The organism is Formosa undariae (assembly GCF_042427615.1).
Classification (GTDB): domain Bacteria; phylum Bacteroidota; class Bacteroidia; order Flavobacteriales; family Flavobacteriaceae; genus Formosa; species Formosa undariae.
Map to the genome: position 1 here is coordinate 1 of NZ_JBHMEZ010000031.1, position 21,347 is coordinate 21,347.

Below are 21,347 nucleotides of genomic sequence, written 5' to 3' on the forward strand. Positions count from 1 at the left end.
TTTTAATTTAAACTAAATCCGATAAATAAAACTCTGTTAATGAACGTTTTGCTTTACTAAACTACCGTAGTTGCGTCGCTAAGCGGGTGCAAAGATACACCCTTTCTTTCTTATCAAACTAATGTTTTATAACCTTTTTTTGAAATAAATTGTAAATTCATTGTTATTAGATAGTTAGACTTATGTTTATTTTTCACAACCCATGTATCAATCCACAACACCTTCTACTTCACACAAGACAAGCCCACTTACACTGTATTAAGTAATGGAAACAGACCTATAAATATCTGCCATTAACAATACAAACACTACCATACAACTATGAAGACTCCCAAAAAGAGAACCAACACATCCATACAGCATAGTAAAGCTCCTCAACCAACAAAGAACACTAAGCGCAATCTCTTCATTTGTCTTATTATATACTAGTATACACTTTATAATAACCAAACGACATTCACACCTATACAATATAAACAACCAACACCTATATAAACCAGTAAACATCATCAACCTATATAAGGCTCTAATGTCAACTTCGTTAATCATAGTATTCACTGTAGAATAACCAAACAGCATTCACACCTATATAATAAAGACAGGCAATAGCAATCTTCAAAATTCAAACTAGCACAAAGCACTTAAAACTAAAACAACAGCAATTCCGTTTATCATAGTATTCACTGCAGAATAACCAAATAGCATTCACACCTATATAATAAAGACAAGCAATAGCAATCTTTAAGATTCTAGTTAGACAAAACACTTAGAACTAAAACTCAATCATAATTCCTACCTTTATCTCATCATAGATTAAGCTGTATTACTAAATTCCCCCAATAACACTCATACCTATACAATAAAGACAAGCAACAGCTAGCAGCAAACAATCCTTTAGATTCAAAAACAACACATACGCATACCTTATACAGGTACCACAAAACAAATACAACTCGAAAAGACAGAACCTCCTATTATTATAATACAAATAACTCTCCTATATATACCAACTAAACACCTATGATATTAATCTTGTTCGTCCCCCCTCTAATCTTAGAACAATGCGATATCTAACTGCAACACCGTTTTCTCTTCTTCTGGATTCCACATTGCCGTAACCGAAACAGGTACTTTATATTTCACAACATATAAATCCTTACTAAATGTAGCCCCCACATTAACTATATTCCCTGCTCCCTCTGTGTAAAATGTCTTATCCGTAAAGAAAGACCAAGCTCCTCCCACAAAAAGAGAAAAGTTAGAATTTTCATTTTGCCAAACCACACTACTGACTTCAAAGTACTGTGTCCAAGAATCCTTTAATACCCCATCCGCTTCAACTTCATAATCTCCAGATCCACCACCAACTATAGTTGCTAAATACAATAACGTGTTTGGCGTTACATTATAACCAAAACTAACATCGACAAAATTATAGCCTTGCGTCTTATCATAACTCCAATAATGCAAATCATCTCCCCTCTCCTCTACTCCTGTATAATTATTATGTGAAACCGCTTCAACAAAAAATCTTTCAGAAAAACGATACTTAGTATATATAGAAAACTCCTTATAGTAAGCCGAAACGTTTTCTCCTGTATTTTCGTTAAAGATATCCGTGCCAGAAAAACTAGCACCACCCCAAAATCCGAATGTGAATTTCTCGTTTCGCGAATTATACTCAAGATCTGTAGCCAACACAGCACCTGGATGCACCACAAAACCATGCCATAAATGCATATTTTTTAAATGAGCACCCACACTGAACGGTTTATAATCATCTGTAGCAACATCTTCTTGTGCCGAAGCCATATTAAAACTTAACATTAATAATAAGATAAAAACTACATCTCTCTGTAACTTACTTCTAAAGGAGCCTATATATTTACTATAACATATTTTACAGACAGATTGATTTACTAAATGATTGCTTCTGGTTTTCATGGTTTTGGTTTAAATTAATTTGCTTGTTTTATAAACGTATTAATAACGTTTATAATTTCAAATATATATAAAATACCGCATTGAATTCTAAAAAACCAAATATTAACACAATATAACTTTCTAAATCAGAACACTAACTTAAACATTACTCGACTAAAAACATTATATAAATAATGTAATATATACGTTTATGTGCGGTTTTATTTACGATACTAATTTTAAATAATCCAAATAATAAATAAAATTAGAGCCTAAAATCAGGCTGCATATACCAGAATACGGACAATGGTCTTTATTCAGAAATCGAAACCCATTTTTAATTATTAAAAAATATTTTCATAGAATCCACCAAGAATCAAATTCAACAACAATAAAGCATCGAAAGCCACTTGAGACACACTTCCTATCATTCATCTTTAAAAATCATTAACAGATACACCTGAAGATGTAGTCATTAACAGCTCAATCAACCCCAATAACATAAAATGTGCTAGAATACATTCAGCCTTAAACACAGATTCATCTACATTAAAATAGCCCCTTAAATTAGTAACAAACATTTAAATAAACCTTAATCTCTAATTTTCTACATATATATTGCGTCTCTATTTATATACTCTTATCTTTGTGGATTCAATTTCAATTTACAATATGATACAGATTACATTACCTGATGGTAGTATTAAAGCGTTTGAAGAAAACGTAACTCCAATGGATGTCGCTAAAAGCATTAGCGAAGGGTTAGCAAGAAATGTTATTTCGGCAAGTTATAATGGTACAACCGTAGAAACTGTCACGCCTTTAACCACCGATGGATCTTTAGTATTATATACATGGAATAATGACGAAGGTAAAAAAGCATTTTGGCATTCTTCTGCTCACGTATTAGCACAAGCTATAGAAGAATTATATCCAGGTGCTAAACTTACGATTGGACCAGCTATTGAAAACGGATATTACTACGACGTAGATTTTGGAGATCAAATAGTTTCTGATAAAGATTTCAAAACGATTGAAAACAAAATGTTAGAAATCGCTCGTGGTAAACACGCCTTTAACTTAAGACCTATTTCTAAGGCTGAAGCTTTAGAAACGTATAAAAACAATCCGTACAAAACTGAGTTAATAGAAAACTTAGAAGATGGTACCATTACGTTTTGCGACCACTCGACATTCACAGATTTATGTCGTGGAGGCCATATTCCTAATACAGGAATAATTAAGGCTGTAAAAGTGTTATCTGTTGCTGGTGCGTATTGGAGAGGAGACGAAAAGAACAAACAATTAACTCGTGTTTACGGAATTTCATTTCCTAAACAAAAAGAGTTGACAGAATATCTTCATTTATTAGAAGAAGCAAAAAAACGTGACCATAGAAAACTAGGGAAAGAATTAGAATTATTCACATTCTCTTCTAAAGTTGGACAAGGTTTACCTTTATGGTTGCCAAAAGGAGCTGAATTAAGAGAGCGTCTTGAGAACTTTTTAAAGAAGGCTCAAAAGAAGCAAGGTTACGAAATGGTCGTTACGCCACATATCGGACAAAAGGAACTTTATGTAACTTCTGGACATTATGCTAAATATGGAGAAGATAGTTTTCAGCCAATTAAAACACCTAAAGACGGTGAAGAGTTTTTATTAAAACCTATGAACTGTCCGCATCACTGCGAGATTTATAATAGTTCACAATGGTCTTATAAAGATTTACCTAAACGTTTTGCAGAATTTGGAACGGTATACCGTTACGAACAAAGTGGAGAGCTTCATGGATTAACTCGTGTAAGAGGATTTACTCAAGATGATGCCCATATTTTCTGTACTCCAGATCAATTAGATGAAGAGTTTAAAAAAGTAATTGATTTAGTTCTTTATGTATTTGGTTCTTTAGGTTTCGAAAACTTTACAGCACAGGTTTCCTTAAGAGACCCTAATAATCCAGAAAAATATATTGGTAGTGACGAAAATTGGGAAAAAGCTGAGAAAGCGATTCTAAACGCCACTATTGAGAAAGGGTTAGATTATGTTGTTGAAACTGGCGAAGCAGCCTTCTATGGTCCTAAATTGGACTTCATGGTGAAGGATGCCCTAGGTAGACAATGGCAACTAGGAACGATTCAAGTTGATTACAATTTACCAGAGCGTTTTGAATTAACGTATAAAGGAAGTGATAATGAAATGCATCGTCCTGTGATGATACACCGCGCTCCCTTTGGAAGTATGGAACGTTTTATCGCCATATTACTAGAGCATACGGGAGGAAACTTCCCACTTTGGTTGATGCCAGATCAAGCCATAATATTATCTATTAGCGAGAAATATGAAAAATACGCTGAAAAAGTTTTAAATGTGCTAGAAAATCACGAAATTCGCGCCCTTGTAGATAATAGAAATGAGACAATTGGGAAAAAGATCCGTGAAGCGGAGATGAAAAAGATTCCATATATGATCATTATAGGCGAGAGTGAAGAGCAAGAAAACAAAATATCTGTACGTCAGCACGGAGGAGAAGACTTAGGTAGTTTATCTATTGAAGAATTCGCTAAAATCGTTGAGACAGAAACTAATAAGACATTAAAACAATTTTAAATAAGAGTTTAACTAAAATTTTATAGCCATAGCAATACGTAGAAAAAAACAAGCCCCGAGAAGGGTTGAAAAAGAAGATCAGCACAGAATCAATTCTAAGATTAGAGTTGAAGAAGTTAGATTAGTAGGTGACAATGTAGAAGTTGGAGTATATCCAACAAGAAAAGCTTTAGCCCTTGCAGAGGAGCAAGAGTTAGATCTTGTTGAGATTTCACCTAAAGCGGTGCCCCCTGTATGTAAGATAATGGATTATAAGAAGTTTCTTTACGAACAAAAGAAACGTGATAAAGCTCTAAAATCTAAGGCTACTAAAGTTATAGTTAAAGAAATTCGTTTTGGTCCTCAAACCGATGATCATGATTATGAATTTAAAAAGAAGCATGCAGAAAAATTCTTAAAAGAAGGAGCTAAATTAAAAGCTTTCGTATTCTTTAAAGGACGTTCTATTGTATTTAAAGAACAAGGTCAGATTTTATTATTGCGTTTAGCGCAAGATCTTGAAGAATACGGTAAGGTAGAGCAAATGCCAAGATTGGAAGGTAAACGTATGACTATGTTTATTGCTCCAAAGAAATCAAAGTAAATCCTGTAAATCAGGTTTAAAAATAATAAGCGAAATAATTTAAAACTAGGAGAACAAGATGCCTAAAATGAAAACAAAATCTAGTGCCAAAAAACGTTTCAAGTTAACAGGTACTGGTAAGATTAAAAGAAAGCACGCTTTTAAGAGTCACATATTGACAAAGAAATCTAAAAAACGTAAGCTTAAGCTAACTCATGATGGTTTGGTACACAAAGCAGATGAGAGCAGTATTAAAACAATGTTACGTTTAAAGTAATATCGTTTTAATCGGTTAAAACAATTTAATAACCCTGGAGTTAGGCCTAAATATAAAAGTGTCAATTTAATATGACCGCCTACTACAAAACACATTTAAAAGAATGCCAAGATCAGTAAACTCAGTAGCAAAAAGAGCCAGAAGAAAAAAGGTTCTTAAGCAAGCAAAAGGTTACTTCGGACGTCGTAAAAACGTTTGGACAGTAGCAAAAAACGCGGTTGATAAAGCAATGCTTTATTCATACAGAGACCGTAGAAATAAAAAGAGAACATTCCGTGCACTATGGATCACGCGTATTAACGCAGGAGCTAGACAATACGGATTATCTTATTCTCAATTCATGGGTAAAGTAAAAGCTAACCAAATCGAATTAAACCGTAAGGTTTTAGCTGATTTAGCGATGAACAATCCTGAAGCTTTCAAAGCAATAGTAGATAAAGTAAAATAAGGCGTTAGCCTAATTGTATAACATTTCGCTTATAAAATTAAACCGATTCTGAAAAGAGTCGGTTTTTTTATGTCTTTATTTAAACCATCTTCATTCTTATACAAATACGTAGGCCTATACTAATAGAACCGCTCACTTGCGCGCTCTAGCTTCGTATTACCCCTAACCGATGTACTTTTACACTTATATGGTTAATTGATTACGACAGAATTCTACTTTGTTTTTATGTTCTCGACTCCGCTCGAACACCCTACAATAACATGGGGTTTCACGATTTCACATTTAATATAAAAGAGAAGTTAAAAGTTTAAAATTCTAGAACTTAAACAGCATTCAAATGCTATTCGAGCGGAGTCAAGAATCAACCATGATAATCTAAAAATCAATAAACAATTAAGTTTTTCATTCTAAAATTTCCGGAAACAAAAAAAGCAACCCAAATTGGGTTGCTTTTAAATACTATATAAAGTGTTTTAGATTACTTAACTTCTTCGAAGTCTACATCTTCAACATCGCTACCTTCGTTAGCTTGTCCTTCGCTACCTGCATCTGGTCCTGGTTGTCCACCTTGTCCATCTGCTTGTGCTTTGTACATTTCTTCGCTAGCTACTTTCCAAGCTTCATTAATTTTCTCTAAAGCTGGATCGATTACTGCGATATCTTTAGATTCAAAAGCTGTTTTTAATTCAGCTAAAGCGTCTTCGATAGGTTGTTTTTTATCCGCTGATAATTTATCTCCAAATTCAGAAAGTTGAGTTTCAGTTTGGAAAATCATTGCATCAGCAGCATTTAATTTATCAGCTTTTTCTTTAGCTAATTTATCAGATTCAGCGTTAGCTTCAGCATCAGCTTTCATCTTTTTGATTTCTTCTTCTGTTAATCCTGAAGATGCTTCAATACGAATATCTTGAGTTTTACCAGTCGCTTTATCACCTGCAGTTACATGGATAATACCATTTGCATCAATATCAAAAGTTACTTCAATTTGTGGAGTACCTCTTCTTGCTGGTGGAATATCACTTAAGTGAAAACGTCCAATTGTATTGTTATCTGCAGCCATTGCACGCTCACCTTGTAATACGTGAATTTCTACTGATGGCTGATTATCTGCTGCTGTAGAGAATACTTGAGATTTCTTAGTTGGAATCGTTGTATTCGCTTCAATAAGCTTAGTCATTACGTTACCCATAGTTTCGATACCTAAAGATAAAGGCGTAACATCTAATAATAATACGTCTTTTACATCTCCAGTTAATACACCACCTTGGATACCTGCTCCTAAAGATACAACCTCATCTGGGTTAACACCTTTACTTGGAGATTTTCCGAAGAATTTCTCTACTGCAGATTGTACAGCTGGAATACGAGTAGAACCACCTACTAAAATTACCTCATCGATATCTGAAATAGATAATCCTGCTGCTTTTAAAGCAGTTCTACAAGGCTCGATAGTACGTTTTACTAAATCGTCGATTAATTGTTCGAATTTAGCTTTAGATAAAGTACGAACTAAATGCTTAGGTCCGCTAGCTGTAGCTGTAACGTATGGTAAATTGATTTCTGTTGAAGCTGAAGATGATAATTCAATCTTCGCTTTTTCAGCAGCTTCTTTTAAACGTTGTAAAGCCATTGGGTCTTTACGTAAGTCAATTTCTTCTTCAGATTTAAATTCGTCTGCTAACCAGTTAATGATTTTTTCATCGACATCATCTCCTCCTAAGTGCGTATCTCCATCTGTAGATAACACTTCGAATACACCATCTCCTAATTCAAGGATAGAAACATCATGTGTTCCTCCACCAAAATCAAAAACAACTATTTTTTGGTCTGTACCTTTTTTGTCCATACCGTAAGCTAAAGCTGCTGCAGTTGGTTCGTTGATAATTCTACGAACTTTTAAACCTGCAATTTCTCCTGCTTCTTTTGTTGCTTGACGCTGACTATCGTTAAAGTAAGCTGGTACTGTAATAACTGCTTCTGTAACTGTAGTTCCTAAATAATCTTCAGCAGTTTTCTTCATTTTTTGAAGAATCATAGCTGATAATTCTTGAGGCGTATATAAACGTCCATCAATATCTACTCTTGGAGTATCATTTTCTCCTTTTACTACTTTGTAAGGTACACGTCCTGCTTCTTTAGAAGAATCAGAAAATTTATTACCCATAAAACGTTTAATAGAATAAACTGTTTTTGTCGGGTTAGTTACTGCTTGTCTTTTTGCTGGGTCACCAACTTTAATCTCACCGCCTTCTACAAAAGCAATTACAGATGGAGTTGTACGTTTACCTTCTGCGTTAGGAATTACTACAGGCTCGTTACCTTCCATTACAGACACACAAGAGTTTGTAGTTCCTAAATCGATTCCAATAATTTTACTCATAATTACTATATATTTTAATGTTGTTGAATTTATATATTTCCCTTTGCTTATTTCAATCATTGTGCCAACTCTTTTCATACTGACAAGGTGTCACAACTACATTTTGTCGTGTCTATATTGACGGAAACAATTATTTAATATGCCTAACCTTAGCTTTAAGGTTTCGTAATGTTTAAGTCACTCTTTCGGTACATACCCCCTTTACATTTGTGCAACTAAAAAATATAATAGAAATGAAAAAACCTTTACTTCTTTTAGCTTTATGTATAGGAAGCTACCTTAATGCACAAATAAACACAGGCGATATGGCTTTTATTGGCATGAATGCCGATGGAGACGACGATTTTGCCATTGTTACATTTGTTGACATTCCGACAAACTCTACAATTCACTTTGCTGACAAAGAATGGACCGGCACAGAGTTTAATTCTGGAGAATCGGCCTATTCTTGGCTAAGCGGAACAACACTTATTCCTGCTGGCTCTATAATTACCTTTAATACTATTAGTGACATCCCTTCTGTAAACTTTGGTAGTATCGATGGTGTACCTGGAGGTTTATCTTCTGGAAGTGAAACTATTTTTGCATACTTAGGAACAAATGTAGAAACACCAACAACCTTTATTGCTGCTGTTGCAAATGCGGCTGGTGCTTTTGGAGATTTAACAAATACAGGATTAACGCCAGGCCTAACAGCTATTACATATACCCCAGACGGTACAGATATTGCTGTTTATAATGGTCCGAAGTCAGGACTAGATGTTAATGGCTACCTCATCGCGCTTAACGACATGTCTAATTACGACACCCAAGATACTGATGCAGATGACCATAACGATGGTGTTGCTCCCGAGTCTACTTTTAATACGACTGCTTTTGTGATATCTACCGAAGATGTAACTCCGCCTTCAGTTGTAAACATTGTAAGTGCAGATAAAGGCACAACACATGTTATCTTCTCGGAAACTATTCCTAAGGAAACGGCAGAGACCTTATCTAATTATAATTTCACGCCTGCTCGTAATGTCTCTAATATTAGTTATGATGAAACTTCAAACACAGCGACTTTAACGCACGACGCTTTTAACGACGGTATTGCATATGCATTAACGATTGGAAATATTATAGATTTAAAAGGAAACATACAAGTTACAGATTACACAAGTGAGTCCTTATATTATAATGTCACAACTGAAGGGTTAATCATAACTGAAATTATGTATAATGCGCCTTCAGATAATTCGGATGCATTAGAATTTTTAGAAATTTACAACACCACTGATGAAGCTATTCAGTTAGGAGGAATTCAAGTAAAAGACGAAGGTAACTTTATCTTTACATTCCCTGAAATGAGTGTCGCTTCGAAAATGACAGTATTATTAGCAACAGACAAAACTACTGCCGATGCTTTTTATGGCGTAAACTTTCTAGATATGCCACAAGGTATTTCTAACGCTTTAGGAAATGGAGGCGAAATTTTAGAAATTGTAAATACAAAAGGTGAAACCATTTTCACAATGGAATACGACGACAAAGAGCCTTGGCCAACAGCTGCCGATGGCAATGGACCGTCCATAGAACTTTTAAATCCGAATGGAGATTTTAACGAAGGTACAAACTGGATGGCTTCTTCTAACGAAGTGGCAGAATCTTTAGGTTCTAAAGTATATGCTACACCTGGAACTTTTAATGCTATAATGAATGCTAAACCTCAGCTTTCTTTTGCATCATCTACATATAATGTTTCTGAAGATGCGTCTGAAGTTAAAATTGAATTTAAACTATCTACCGCTTCAACTACAGCTGTTACTTTCGATGTGAATTTAGTGAGTGAATTAATCACTGCTTCTCCGGGAACAGATTTTACTTTTGAAAGTCAATCAGTGACTATTCCTGCCAATACTATAGTGTATGAATTAATCATTCCGCTAACAGATGATTCAACAGTTGAAACTGATGAACTTTTCATTTTAGAAATTTCAAATCCTACCAATGCCACTTTAGGAGCTTACGAAACTGCTGGAGTATATATTATAGACAACGATCATGTTTTAGATATACCTAACGACCCATTAAATATTACGTTTAAAACGAGTTATCTTGTCGATGCTGCTGGTTCTGCAGAAATTAGTGCTTACGATGCCGAAACAAAACGCCTTTTTGTTTTAAACTCTATCGGAAAAACTATCGAAATTTTAGACTTCTCTAATCCTGAAAACATTATACCAATTAAAACTATAGACTTATCTACTTACGGAAGCGAAGGCCCGACGAGTGTTGCTGTCTATAACGGTTTAGTGACTGCTTCTGTGTCTAATGGACCAGAAACCGATGGTGTGGTGTTGTTTATGGATACAAATGGTGACCATATTTCTATGGTGACTGTAGGGAATTTACCTGACAATGTCAGTTTTACTCCAGACGGAACAAAAATTCTTACAGCTAACGAAGGGCAACCAAATAGCGATTATAGCATCGACCCAGAAGGAACGATTTCTATTATTACGGCTACTGCTGGCTTAGGAAACATTACTCAAGCAGATGTATTAACTATAAACTTCAATGCTTTCGATGCGCAATTAAATGAATTAAAAGCTAGCGGTGTTAGAATTACTGGTCCGAATGCTACAGTGTCTCAGGATGTAGAACCAGAATATATTACGTATTCAGACAATTCTAAAAAAGCGTGGGTAAGCTTACAAGAAAATAATGCGTTAGCGGTTATCGATTTAGAATCTAATACCATTACAGATATTCTTCCTTTAGGATTAAAAGATTTCAGTTTAACAGGAAATAGTTTCGATGGTTCAGATAAAACGGACTTTATCTTTATGGCAAATTGGCCAGTTAAAGGCATGTACATGCCAGACGCAATCGCCTATTACGAACTTAATGGTATTGGTTATGTCGTTACAGCCAACGAAGGTGATGCAAGAGAATACGATACTTTTGTAGATGAAGCTAAAGTTGGAGACGGCGATTATGTCTTAGACCCTATTACTTTTCCAAATGGAGATTTATTAAAACTGGAACAAAATATTGGACGCTTAGCGGTGGCTAATACTACTGGAGACATTGATAATGATGGAGATTTCGACGAAATCCACATGTATGGCGCTCGTTCTTTTAGTATTAGAAACGCTACCACCGGAGCTTTAGTTTACGATAGTGGTGATGATTTTGAACGTATCACTGCTGCAGATCCTATTTACGGCGAATTATTCAATGTAAGTAATAGCAACAATAACTTTAAAAACCGAAGTGACAATAAAGGTCCTGAGCCAGAAGGTGTCACTATTTCTAAAATTGGAGATAAATTCTATGCTTTTATAACGCTAGAACGTGTTGGTGGTTTTATGACTTACGACATAACAGATCCTTCAAATCCGATATTCATTAAATATATGAATAATCGTACTTTAGGAGACGATGAAGGTGGAGATTTAGCGCCTGAAGGTATTATTTACATCGCACCAGAAGACAATACTTTAGGTACAGGTTTAGTTGTAATCGCTAACGAAGTAAGCTCTACAATTAGTGTTTACGGATTAGACAACATTACGTTAAGTGTTGGAGATATTGAGAAGGAAGTAAATACGCTTAAATTCTATCCGAACCCAGTACAATCTAATCAGACCATTTACTTTAATCAGACCTTAGACGTGACCTTGTTTGATATGCAAGGGAGACAGATTTCAACAGAGAAAAACACAAGAACATTTACAGTTCCTAATTTAAATAACGGAACATACTTAGCTAAAACAAGCTTAGGTAAAACCTTAAAAATTGTAGTTGAATAATTACCATATTAATGTCATTTTTTTTCAAAGCGCTTTCATTTTATGAAGGCGCTTTTTTCTTGTTTCTCAATATTTGTAACTAAAACAAAATTCGCATTGTCCCTCTTATATTACATAGGGATGATTAAAAATACGTTAGACCGAATAGTAATTACATCTCTTTAAGACAAACTACAATCAACTAAAAATGGCCACTAGTGCAACACAAATTATAAAGTAAAGCCATACTCTTTAAGATTAATAAAGCCTCAAAATAGCAAATGGTAATACTCTATACATTTTAGAAACAATATAATTCTAGCATATTTAGCCCCTTAAAAACTAAATATTCCGCTTTTTATATGAACCCTTTACTTTTATTAAATGATTTTATTTTATTAATTGATATGAGTTTTATAAATAATGTTCTTCCTTTTTACGAAAATGAAAACAATATTCCTTTAAGAATATAAATTAAATAATACTTTTATACCTTCTTATCATGTGCAAAAATAAACCTTACTTTTACTAATCACCTATTCAGAAATTAGGCTTTCAAATGGATAATATTCAAACTGAAATGCTATTCGACTTAAAATAGGTATATTGAAAACTTAATTCCAACAAAAATAAAAGCATAAATGAGCAAAAAAACTCAGGAAGCAGAACGGTTAGCAGTTTCTGACACTTATAAACATTGGAAAAAATGGGGTCCTTACTTAGCAGAAAGACAATGGGGAACGGTTCGCGAAGATTATAGTGAACATGGAAATGCTTGGGATTTTATAAATCATGATAATGCACGAAGTAATGCTTACAGATGGGGTGAAGAAGGTATTGGCGGATTTTGTGATTCGCGAGAAATATTATGTTTAGCGCCAGCCTTTTGGAATGGAAAAGATCCCATTTTAAAAGAACGCTTATTTGGATTAACCAATAATCAGGGGAATCATGGTGAAGATGTAAAAGAACTTTATTTTCATCAAGTATCATCGCCAACGCACTCCTATTGTAAATACTTATACAAGTACCCTCATAACGAATTTCCCTACGACGAATTAGTAAATACACAACGTAGTCGCGAAGAAACAGAATACGAATTATTAGATACAGATGCCTTTAAAGACAATGCCTATTTCGATTGTTTTATCGAATATGCTAAAGCAGATGTAGACGATATTTTAATGAAAGTTACCATTGTAAACCGAGGCGATAAACCGGCAGAAATTCATGTGCTTCCTCACTTATGGTATCGAAATTTTTGGAAACATAATAAACGTTTTACACGCCCAAGTATATATTCTGTTACCGACGATTGTGTTGAAACAAAAAGTGGTAGAAACGGTAGGTATTTTTTATATCACGAAAATGGTGAACAACTATTCTGTGACAACGAAACTAACAATAAACGTATTTACAATGTCCCTAACGAAGTAGACTATGTTAAGGATGGAATTAACGATTATGTTGTAAATTCAAAACCAACAGTGAATCCTGAAAAAACGGGATCACGAATGGCTGTTTGGCAAAAATTTACTTTAAAAGCGGGAGAAGAAAAAAGTGTAAGAATACGTCTTAGTAAAAAGCCAGTTGCAGAACCTTGGATAGATTTTAATGATCTATTCGATAAACGCATTGAAGAATGTGAAGCCTTTTATAGCGACATTATAAAAAAAGACATTCCAGAGACGCATCAACATATTGCGAAAAGAGCGTTCTCAGGATTACTATGGACAAAACAGTTTTATTATTACGATGTTTTTAAATGGCTTTTTGGTGGCCCAGGAGAAAAACCAAGCTACCGAGCAGATTCTAGAAACTTTAATTGGCAACATTTAACCAATAGGCACGTAATATCTATGCCCGATAAGTGGGAATATCCATGGTATGCCGCTTGGGATCTGGCTTTCCATATGGCATCCTTTGTAGAAATTGATCCTTATTTTGCAAAAGAACAATTGCTTTTGGTTCTACAAGAAAACTATATGCATCCCAACGGACAAATTCCTGCTTACGAATGGAATTTTAGCGATGTGAATCCTCCTGTTCATTCATGGGCCGTTTGGAATGTTTATGAAAAAGATAAAAACAAGAACGGTGTTGGAGATACCGATTTCTTAGAAAAATCGTTTCAAAAACTACTTGTCAATTTTACTTGGTGGGTAAACCAAAAAGATAAAAATGGTACAGACCTTTTCGAAGGAGGCTTCTTAGGTTTAGACAATATTGGTGTTTTCGACCGTAACCAAATGCCTGAAGGTATCACAAGAATGCAACAGGCGGATGCAACAAGTTGGATGGCCATGTTTACATTAAATTTACTTCGAATGTCTTTAGAGTTGGCTAAAACCAATTCTAATTACGAAGATTTTGCAGCCAAATTTCTTAGACACTTTTTAAACATTGCCTGGGCGATGCACCATATAGGTCAAAAAGACATTTCATTATGGGACAATGACGATAGTTTTTATTACGATGTTGTCGAAATGTCTTCAGGAATTACAGACCGTATGAAGGTACGCTCTTTAGTAGGTATTATTCCTATGTTCGCTGTAGAAGTCATCAATAAAGAACTTTTCGACTCTCTAAGAAGGTTTAAAGTTAAAGTTGCCGAGATCGTGAGAACACGCCCTGACTTAGCGTCGTTAATTTCGAACATTGAAAAAGCGAATGAAGATGGAAATTACTTATTCTCTATTATGCGTGGTTATAGATTAGAACATCTGTTGAAACGTTTATTAGACGAAGAAGAGTTTTTATCTGATTATGGTATCCGTTCACTTTCTAAATATCACCAAAAACATCCTTTTGTTTTCGAATATCATGGACATCATGAAATACATTATGAGCCAGGAGAAAGCCAATCGAATATGTTCGGAGGAAATTCTAACTGGAGAGGCCCAATTTGGATGCCTATAAATTATATGATTATCCAGTCGCTACGCAAGTATTACACCTTTTATGGAGATAAATATGTTTATGAATTCCCTACAGGCTCAGGAAACAAACTTAATCTTAATGAAATTGCAAACGAGATTACAAAACGTCTTGTAAAACTTTTCGAACCTAATACAGATGGTAAATATCAATACCATACCGATGATGAAAACCACTTGTTTACTAAAGATGAACATTTTAAAGATCAACATCTTTTTTATGAATTCTTCGATGGCGATACAGGTCGCGGATTAGGAGCCTCTCACCAAACGGGATGGACTGCTTTAATTGCAAATTTAATTATGGATTTAGAAGAAAATAAGTAGTACATGCTTTTTAAAAAGTGTGATTGAATTTTGTTAAATTTCTGGTTTTCAATCATACTTTTTTTATGACGTATAATTAGCATATATCGCACTTTTATCACGTTATTCACGAGAAAGTTCTTGTATATTTGTTTCGATTAAAACGATTTCGTAAATGGAGATAATTTCAGTATTCGACATGTTAAAAATAGGCGTTGGCCCTTCTAGTTCTCATACTTTAGGTCCATGGAGAGCAGCCGAACGTTGGATTAAAGAACTAAAAGAATCAAATAGATTTAATAAAGTTGAAAAAGTAACAATAGACCTATATGGATCTTTATCCTTAACAGGTGTTGGACATGCCACAGATTTGGCTTTAATGCTAGGCCTTACTGGTGGCGATCCCGAACGTATTCCTACAGACTCGATTAGCGCTATTATTTCATCCATAAAAGAGACAAAGACACTGGCTTTAAATAATGAAAGGGACATTCCTTTCGATTTTAAAACAGATATCATTTTTAACAAAAAATTTCTGCCTTTCCATTCTAACGGATTAACATTTTCGGCTTTAATTAATGGGAGAAAATATAAATCGACCTTCTACTCTATTGGTGGTGGTTTTGTAGTAAAAGAAGAACGCGTAAATTCTAAAGCCAATAAAATTATTTTTCAATGCACACTGCCCTACCCTGTAGATTCTGGTGTGAAATTATTAGAATTTTGTAATCAGCTTAATTTACCGATTTCTAGTGTTGTTCTTGAAAACGAAAAATCTTTACGTGAATCTGATGTTATAGATTTCGAATTACATCGCATCTGGAATACCATGCTAGAATGTATGTACACTGGTTGCCATACTGAAGGAAATTTACCTGGCGGACTTAATGTACGTAGACGTGCGTACGATATGCACAAAAAATTACATGGAGACATTCCGTATAACAATCCGCAAGAATGGTTAGAATCTATTCGTGATACCGAGGTTAAATTTCGACAAATTCTTAAATGGGTAAGTTGTTTTGCCTTATCTGTAAATGAAGTAAACGCCGCCTTAGGTCGTGTTGTTACGGCGCCTACAAATGGAAGTGCCGGAGTAATTCCTGCCGTGCTTATGTATTATTTGGTAATCGAAAACCATGAAGCCGATTTCGAACATATTAAAAAATTCTTATTGGTTGCTGGAGAAATTGGAAGCATCTTTAAAAAAGGAGCAACAATTTCTGCCGCTATGGGTGGTTGTCAAGCCGAAATAGGCGTATCATCGGCAATGGCTGCAGGTGCATTAACCGAACTTTTAGGAGGAACTCCAGAACAGGTTTTAGTCGCTGCTGAAATTGCAATGGAACATCACCTTGGTTTAACCTGCGATCCCATTGGTGGATTAGTACAAATTCCGTGTATAGAACGTAATTCTATGGGTGCCATTAAAGCCATAAATGCTGCCGAACTTGCTCTAGAAACCGATCCTAATAATGTAAAAGTACCTTTGGACAAAGTAGTATCTACGATGTGGGAAACAGCAAAAGACATGAATTCTAAATACAAAGAAACATCGGAAGGCGGATTAGCTGTTGGTGTGCACTTATCCGATTGTTAAACTGTTGTTTAAGTTTGATTATATTTAGAGTTCGCAATATATTTATAGTATAATTGTTCTTATAAAAACGCTCGGTTAAAGTCTATATGAATTACAGCCCTTTTAAAATATGCTTTAGCATTTGCGTTACCTTATTACTATTATTGGGGCTTACTTATTTTAGTACATCAAACACCTTACCTAATGGAAAATCTGAAGACGGTTTTTTATTATTTGGACAGTCCATAAAATATCCTACAACAGCTTCTTTTTGGAGTGTTAAAAACACATCCAAAGGCAACACTAAGTCTTTAGACAGTATTGTAAATAACATAGAAACTTTAGTAGATCCCGAAGAAGATATTAATGTTATAGTTGAAAAGAAGAAATTCATTCCTAAGATTCCTAATCTTTCAAAAATTGATACCTCTAAAATTGAACGGATCGCTTATCCATCAAACAAAGAAGAGTTTATTGCGCATTTAAAAGGACAGCTTACTGCTCCGACAAGCAGAATTATCCATTACGGAGATTCTCAAATTGAAGGCGATCGTATGTCGTCTTATATCCGAAATAAACTCCAAAATTTATACGGAGGAAATGGCCCTGGATTTACACCTGTTTCTCAAGTTTATGAAAACATAAGTTCTGTAGTTACAACTTCAGAAAATTGGACACGTCATGCAGCATTCGACCCTTCAAAAAAACGGTATGAGCACAAAAAATATGGCGCTTTCACTACATTCTCTAGATTTACCCCTTATTATGAGATTTTCGCAGATCGTATCAATTTAGATACCCTACAACTTGTAAAAGCAAGCATTTCTGTAAAACCATCTAAAAAAACGTATACTAATATGCGTCAATTTACTACGATTGGTTTTCATTACGGAAACGCTCAACTTCCTGTTTCGATAAAAGTGTTTTCAAACGGATCGCTAATAAAAGAAGGCCAGTTAATCTCTGATGGTAATTATCATAATTTCAAGATCAAACTATCAGCTCCTTCGACTGAACTAGTTTTTGAACTCGAAGGAAAAATGAGTCCTGATGTATATGGATTAACTCTAGATGGCGAAGAAGGCATTCAGTTAGACAATGTAGCCATGCGTGGTTCTGCCGGAACCGTTTTTGCGGGTTTGAATGGAGAAAACTTCGCGCAGATGTATAGAGAATTAGACCCAAAAGTTCTAATTTTTCAATATGGCGGAAACTCAGTGCCTTACGTTAAAGACTCTTTAGAAGTGAGTCAATATGTGGGATATTTAAAAAATCATATCAGTTGGGTAAGGCGAAAAACAAAAGATGCGAGCATCATTTTTATCGGACCTGCAGATATGACAACAACAGAAAATGGTGCCTTACGAACCTATCCGCTTTTACCCTATTTAAATAAACTGTTACGCGAGATGTGTTATGACAACGATATCGCATATTGGAGTACGTTTAAAGCTATGGGTGGAGAAAATGCGATGGAACATTGGGTAGACCAAAAACTTGCAGGTAGCGATTACACACATTTTTCACTTTCGGGGACACGAATAATTTCAGAATTATTTTTTCTCTCTTTATATATGGATTTAACACAAAACTAATGAAACTTAAAATTTTAGTGCTTTCTCTTTTAATGTCATTGCCTATTTTCGCACAAGACTACATTTTAGATAGTATTACGCCAAAGTATGGCCATTTAATAAATTTTGAAGCAAACACTTTTCAATATGCTTCGGAATCCCCTACTTTTCAAAAGTTCTTTTCAGATTTAGATAGCATCTATTTGGGGAAAAAGAAAAAGATGCACATTTTCCATATTGGAGGTTCTCATATTCAAGCCGACATCTATTCGAATAAAATTAGAACATATCTTCAAAACATGAACGCTGTATCTCTAGGGCAACGTGGGTTTGTTTACCCTTTTCATTTAGCGCATACTAATAATCCTTTAAACTATAGAATTGAGGCAGATAACGATAAGTGGCAAGGCTACCGATGCTCGGTTAGAAAAGACAGTGTGGCTTGGGGACTATCGGGAGTAAGTGCAGCTTTTAGAGGCCGTGAAGATCAAATTATCGCCAAAGCAAATTATAAAAACTACACCAAAAAACCGTATACATTTAATAAGATTAGAGTCTTTCACAATACCTGGATGGAAGATTACGATTTAACCGTTTCGGATAGCACTCTCATTGTAACAGATACGATTAACTATGATGGAATGTATAAAGAATTTCGCTTTAACAAAACGGTAGATTCGGTCGTTCTAAATTTAAAAATGACAGATACAACCTGCGTCTCTCCAGAATTTTTATTGATGGGAATGGAATTCATGAACGACGACCCAGGTATTGAATACACTACAATTGGGGTTAACGGAGCTAGTTTTGCATGGTACGATCGCTCGGTCTATTTCGAGAAACAACTACAATTATATAAACCCGATATGTTTATTATCTCTGTAGGCACTAATGATGCCTATATGCCTAAAGACGAATTTGATGCCAATGCATTTCGAGCGTATTATGAAAGTTTTATTCAAATAATTCAACGTGCTAATCCGGATTGCGCCATTTTGTTAACCGTACCTAACGACGATTATTATCAGAAAAGAATTCCGAATCCGAATACCGCTGTGCAACAACGCATTATATTAGAATTAACAAAGAAATATAAAATGGCTGTTTGGGATTTATTTAATGTTATGGGAGGCTTGGGATCGTCTAACGATTGGTATAAAGCAAAATTAATGCCTCGCGATCGTATTCATTTTACAAAATTAGGTTACAGTATAAAAGCCGATTTATTTTTAAAAGCAATGATCGATGCTTGGGCAGAATCGACACATCGAGACAAAGATGTTTTATTAACGCATTTTAAAAATTTGAATGAATAGGTTTTACGACATTTTCACCTTTTCGGAAGATTTTCCATTAATTTTTACACAAGTAAATTTTTGGATTTTCTTTGCGGTTGCCTATTTTATATTCGCATTACTCTATAAAAAAGTACCGCTTCGTAACTCATATTTATTCCTGATTTCACTTTTTTTCTATTATAAAACGAGTGGACTTTTTATAGGAATTTTAATTTTTAGTACCCTAGTCGATTTCTTTATCGGACGAACCATTTACAAAACAGACCATAAAAATAAGCGACTAGCCTTAGTTACTTTAAGTGTTTTTATCAATCTCTTAGTACTTTGTTATTTTAAATATGCTTACTTTTTCACAGATGCATTTAATGCACTTTTCAATACCGATTATCACGTTTTAAATGTCCTCGCTCAATGGGGAAATAGTTTTAGTGATCAGAATTATTTTACGATTGATAAAATTATTTTACCTGTTGGAATATCATTTTACACCTTTCAAACGATAAGTTATAGTGTCGATATTTATAGAAAAAAACTAAAACCATTAAACTCAATATTAGACTTCGGGTTTTATGTCAGTTTTTTTCCGCAGTTAGTTGCAGGTCCTATAGTGAGAGCTGAAAGTTTTGTGCCTCAGATTTCGAAACCTACTATACTAACAAAACATAATTTTGATGCAGGAACCTATTTAATTCTAAAAGGACTCATCAAGAAAATGCTATTTGCAGATTTTATTGCGATGCATTTTCTAGACCGGGTTTTCGATTCTCCAGAGATGTTTTCTGGCTTTGCTAATATTATGGCAATGATTGGATATTCCCTTCAAATTTATGGTGATTTTTCAGGATATACGGATATTGCAATTGGTTTAGCTTTACTAATGGGATTCGAATTACCCAAAAACTTTAATTCACCTTATAAAGCGACAAATGCTGGCGATTTCTGGAAACGTTGGCATATTTCATTATCTACATGGTTACGCGACTATTTATACATTCCCTTAGGAGGAAATCGTCAAGGAACGACCGCATCATACATCATTTTAGGCATCATCTTATTGGGTGTTATGTTCGCTTTTGATGATCTAATTATTGTTGGCACAATTCTAATGACGTCCCTGGCTTTATTTATTTTATCACTTTACAATAGTAAGGTTCGCAATCAAATTAACACGAATATAAACCTAATGCTTACCATGTTAATTGGCGGGTTATGGCATGGTGCATCTTGGAAATACGTGATTTGGGGAGGTTTAAACGGACTCGGAATTGTAGTTTATAAATTCTGGAGGAAGATAAGTCCATACGAATTCAAAAATCAATGGTATGTTAGAACTTGGAAAATATTAGTCACCTTTATATTTATCACGTTTACTAGAATTTATTTCCGAGGGGAAAGTATGGGACATATTTCACGTTGGTATTCGCAAGTTGTAAATAATATGGACTGGACACATGCCGTAGATATATTGGTACATTATCAAGCCGTATTTTGGGTAATGGCTATCGGCTACCTAACACATTGGCTACCAGAAACTTTTAAAAATAAGATTGAAGTAATATATTCTAAAAGTCCTGTTTATATTAAAATTGCATTTGCCGTATCTACTGGAGTAATTTGTTATCAAGCGTTTTCAAGTGATTTTCAACCTTTTATTTATTTCCAATTCTAAAATTCAATT

The 21,347-nt window shown here is 34.6% G+C and carries 12 protein-coding genes; 10 read left to right on the forward strand and 2 right to left on the reverse strand.

Annotated elements, in window-relative coordinates; all coding sequences use genetic code 11:
• Window positions 1-1,053 precede the first annotated feature (1,053 nt).
• Complete coding sequence (locus tag ACFFVB_RS16600; RefSeq protein WP_382384350.1) at window positions 1,054-1,944, reverse strand: hypothetical protein; 891 nt, start codon at window positions 1,942-1,944, stop codon at window positions 1,054-1,056.
• Window positions 1,945-2,595: 651 nt separating this feature from the next.
• On the opposite strand from ACFFVB_RS16600, the gene thrS reads away from it, so the two are divergent.
• From thrS to rplT, 4 genes are all read left to right on the forward strand, one after another.
• Complete coding sequence (gene thrS / locus ACFFVB_RS16605; protein ID WP_382384351.1) at window positions 2,596-4,530, forward strand: threonine--tRNA ligase; 1,935 nt, start codon at window positions 2,596-2,598, stop codon at window positions 4,528-4,530.
• Window positions 4,531-4,564: 34 nt separating this feature from the next.
• A complete protein-coding gene (infC, locus tag ACFFVB_RS16610) occupies window positions 4,565-5,113 on the forward strand; it encodes a translation initiation factor IF-3 (protein ID WP_084817534.1) in 549 nt (182 codons plus the stop codon).
• Between the two features lie 58 nt (window positions 5,114-5,171).
• Complete coding sequence (rpmI, locus tag ACFFVB_RS16615; protein WP_382384352.1) at window positions 5,172-5,369, forward strand: 50S ribosomal protein L35; 198 nt, start codon at window positions 5,172-5,174, stop codon at window positions 5,367-5,369.
• A 103-nt stretch (window positions 5,370-5,472) separates the two neighbouring features.
• Complete coding sequence (gene rplT, locus ACFFVB_RS16620) at window positions 5,473-5,817, forward strand: 50S ribosomal protein L20 (RefSeq protein ID WP_159021242.1); 345 nt, start codon at window positions 5,473-5,475, stop codon at window positions 5,815-5,817.
• Between the two features lie 478 nt (window positions 5,818-6,295).
• Here the strand turns inward: rplT and dnaK are convergent, their stop codons facing one another.
• Window positions 6,296-8,197, reverse strand: a complete 1,902-nt coding sequence (dnaK, locus tag ACFFVB_RS16625; RefSeq protein WP_382384353.1) for a molecular chaperone DnaK — start codon at window positions 8,195-8,197, stop codon at window positions 6,296-6,298.
• Window positions 8,198-8,430: 233 nt separating this feature from the next.
• Here dnaK and ACFFVB_RS16630 point away from each other — a divergent pair, with 233 nt between their 5' ends.
• The 6 genes from ACFFVB_RS16630 to ACFFVB_RS16655 all read left to right on the forward strand — a co-directional run bounded on the left by ACFFVB_RS16630 (window position 8,431) and on the right by ACFFVB_RS16655 (window position 21,338).
• Window positions 8,431-11,997 carry a choice-of-anchor I family protein gene (locus ACFFVB_RS16630; protein WP_382384354.1) on the forward strand — a complete coding sequence of 1,189 codons (3,567 nt, stop codon included), beginning with the start codon at window positions 8,431-8,433 and terminating at the stop codon, window positions 11,995-11,997.
• A gap of 620 nt (window positions 11,998-12,617) precedes the next feature.
• Window positions 12,618-15,239, forward strand: coding sequence for an MGH1-like glycoside hydrolase domain-containing protein (locus ACFFVB_RS16635; RefSeq protein ID WP_382384355.1), 2,622 nt, complete (start codon window positions 12,618-12,620; stop codon window positions 15,237-15,239).
• 154 nt (window positions 15,240-15,393) lie between these two features.
• Window positions 15,394-16,818 carry an L-serine ammonia-lyase gene (locus tag ACFFVB_RS16640; RefSeq protein ID WP_382384356.1) on the forward strand — a complete coding sequence of 475 codons (1,425 nt, stop codon included), beginning with the start codon at window positions 15,394-15,396 and terminating at the stop codon, window positions 16,816-16,818.
• Between the two features lie 86 nt (window positions 16,819-16,904).
• Window positions 16,905-18,392, forward strand: a complete 1,488-nt coding sequence (locus tag ACFFVB_RS16645) for an SGNH/GDSL hydrolase family protein (protein WP_382384357.1) — start codon at window positions 16,905-16,907, stop codon at window positions 18,390-18,392.
• Window positions 18,392-19,687 carry a GDSL-type esterase/lipase family protein gene (locus tag ACFFVB_RS16650; RefSeq protein WP_382384358.1) on the forward strand — a complete coding sequence of 432 codons (1,296 nt, stop codon included), beginning with the start codon at window positions 18,392-18,394 and terminating at the stop codon, window positions 19,685-19,687. The genes ACFFVB_RS16645 and ACFFVB_RS16650 overlap by 1 nt, the downstream gene beginning before the upstream one ends.
• Window positions 19,680-21,338, forward strand: coding sequence for an MBOAT family O-acyltransferase (locus ACFFVB_RS16655; RefSeq protein WP_382384359.1), 1,659 nt, complete (start codon window positions 19,680-19,682; stop codon window positions 21,336-21,338). The genes ACFFVB_RS16650 and ACFFVB_RS16655 overlap by 8 nt, the downstream gene beginning before the upstream one ends.
• Window positions 21,339-21,347: the final 9 nt, after the last annotated feature.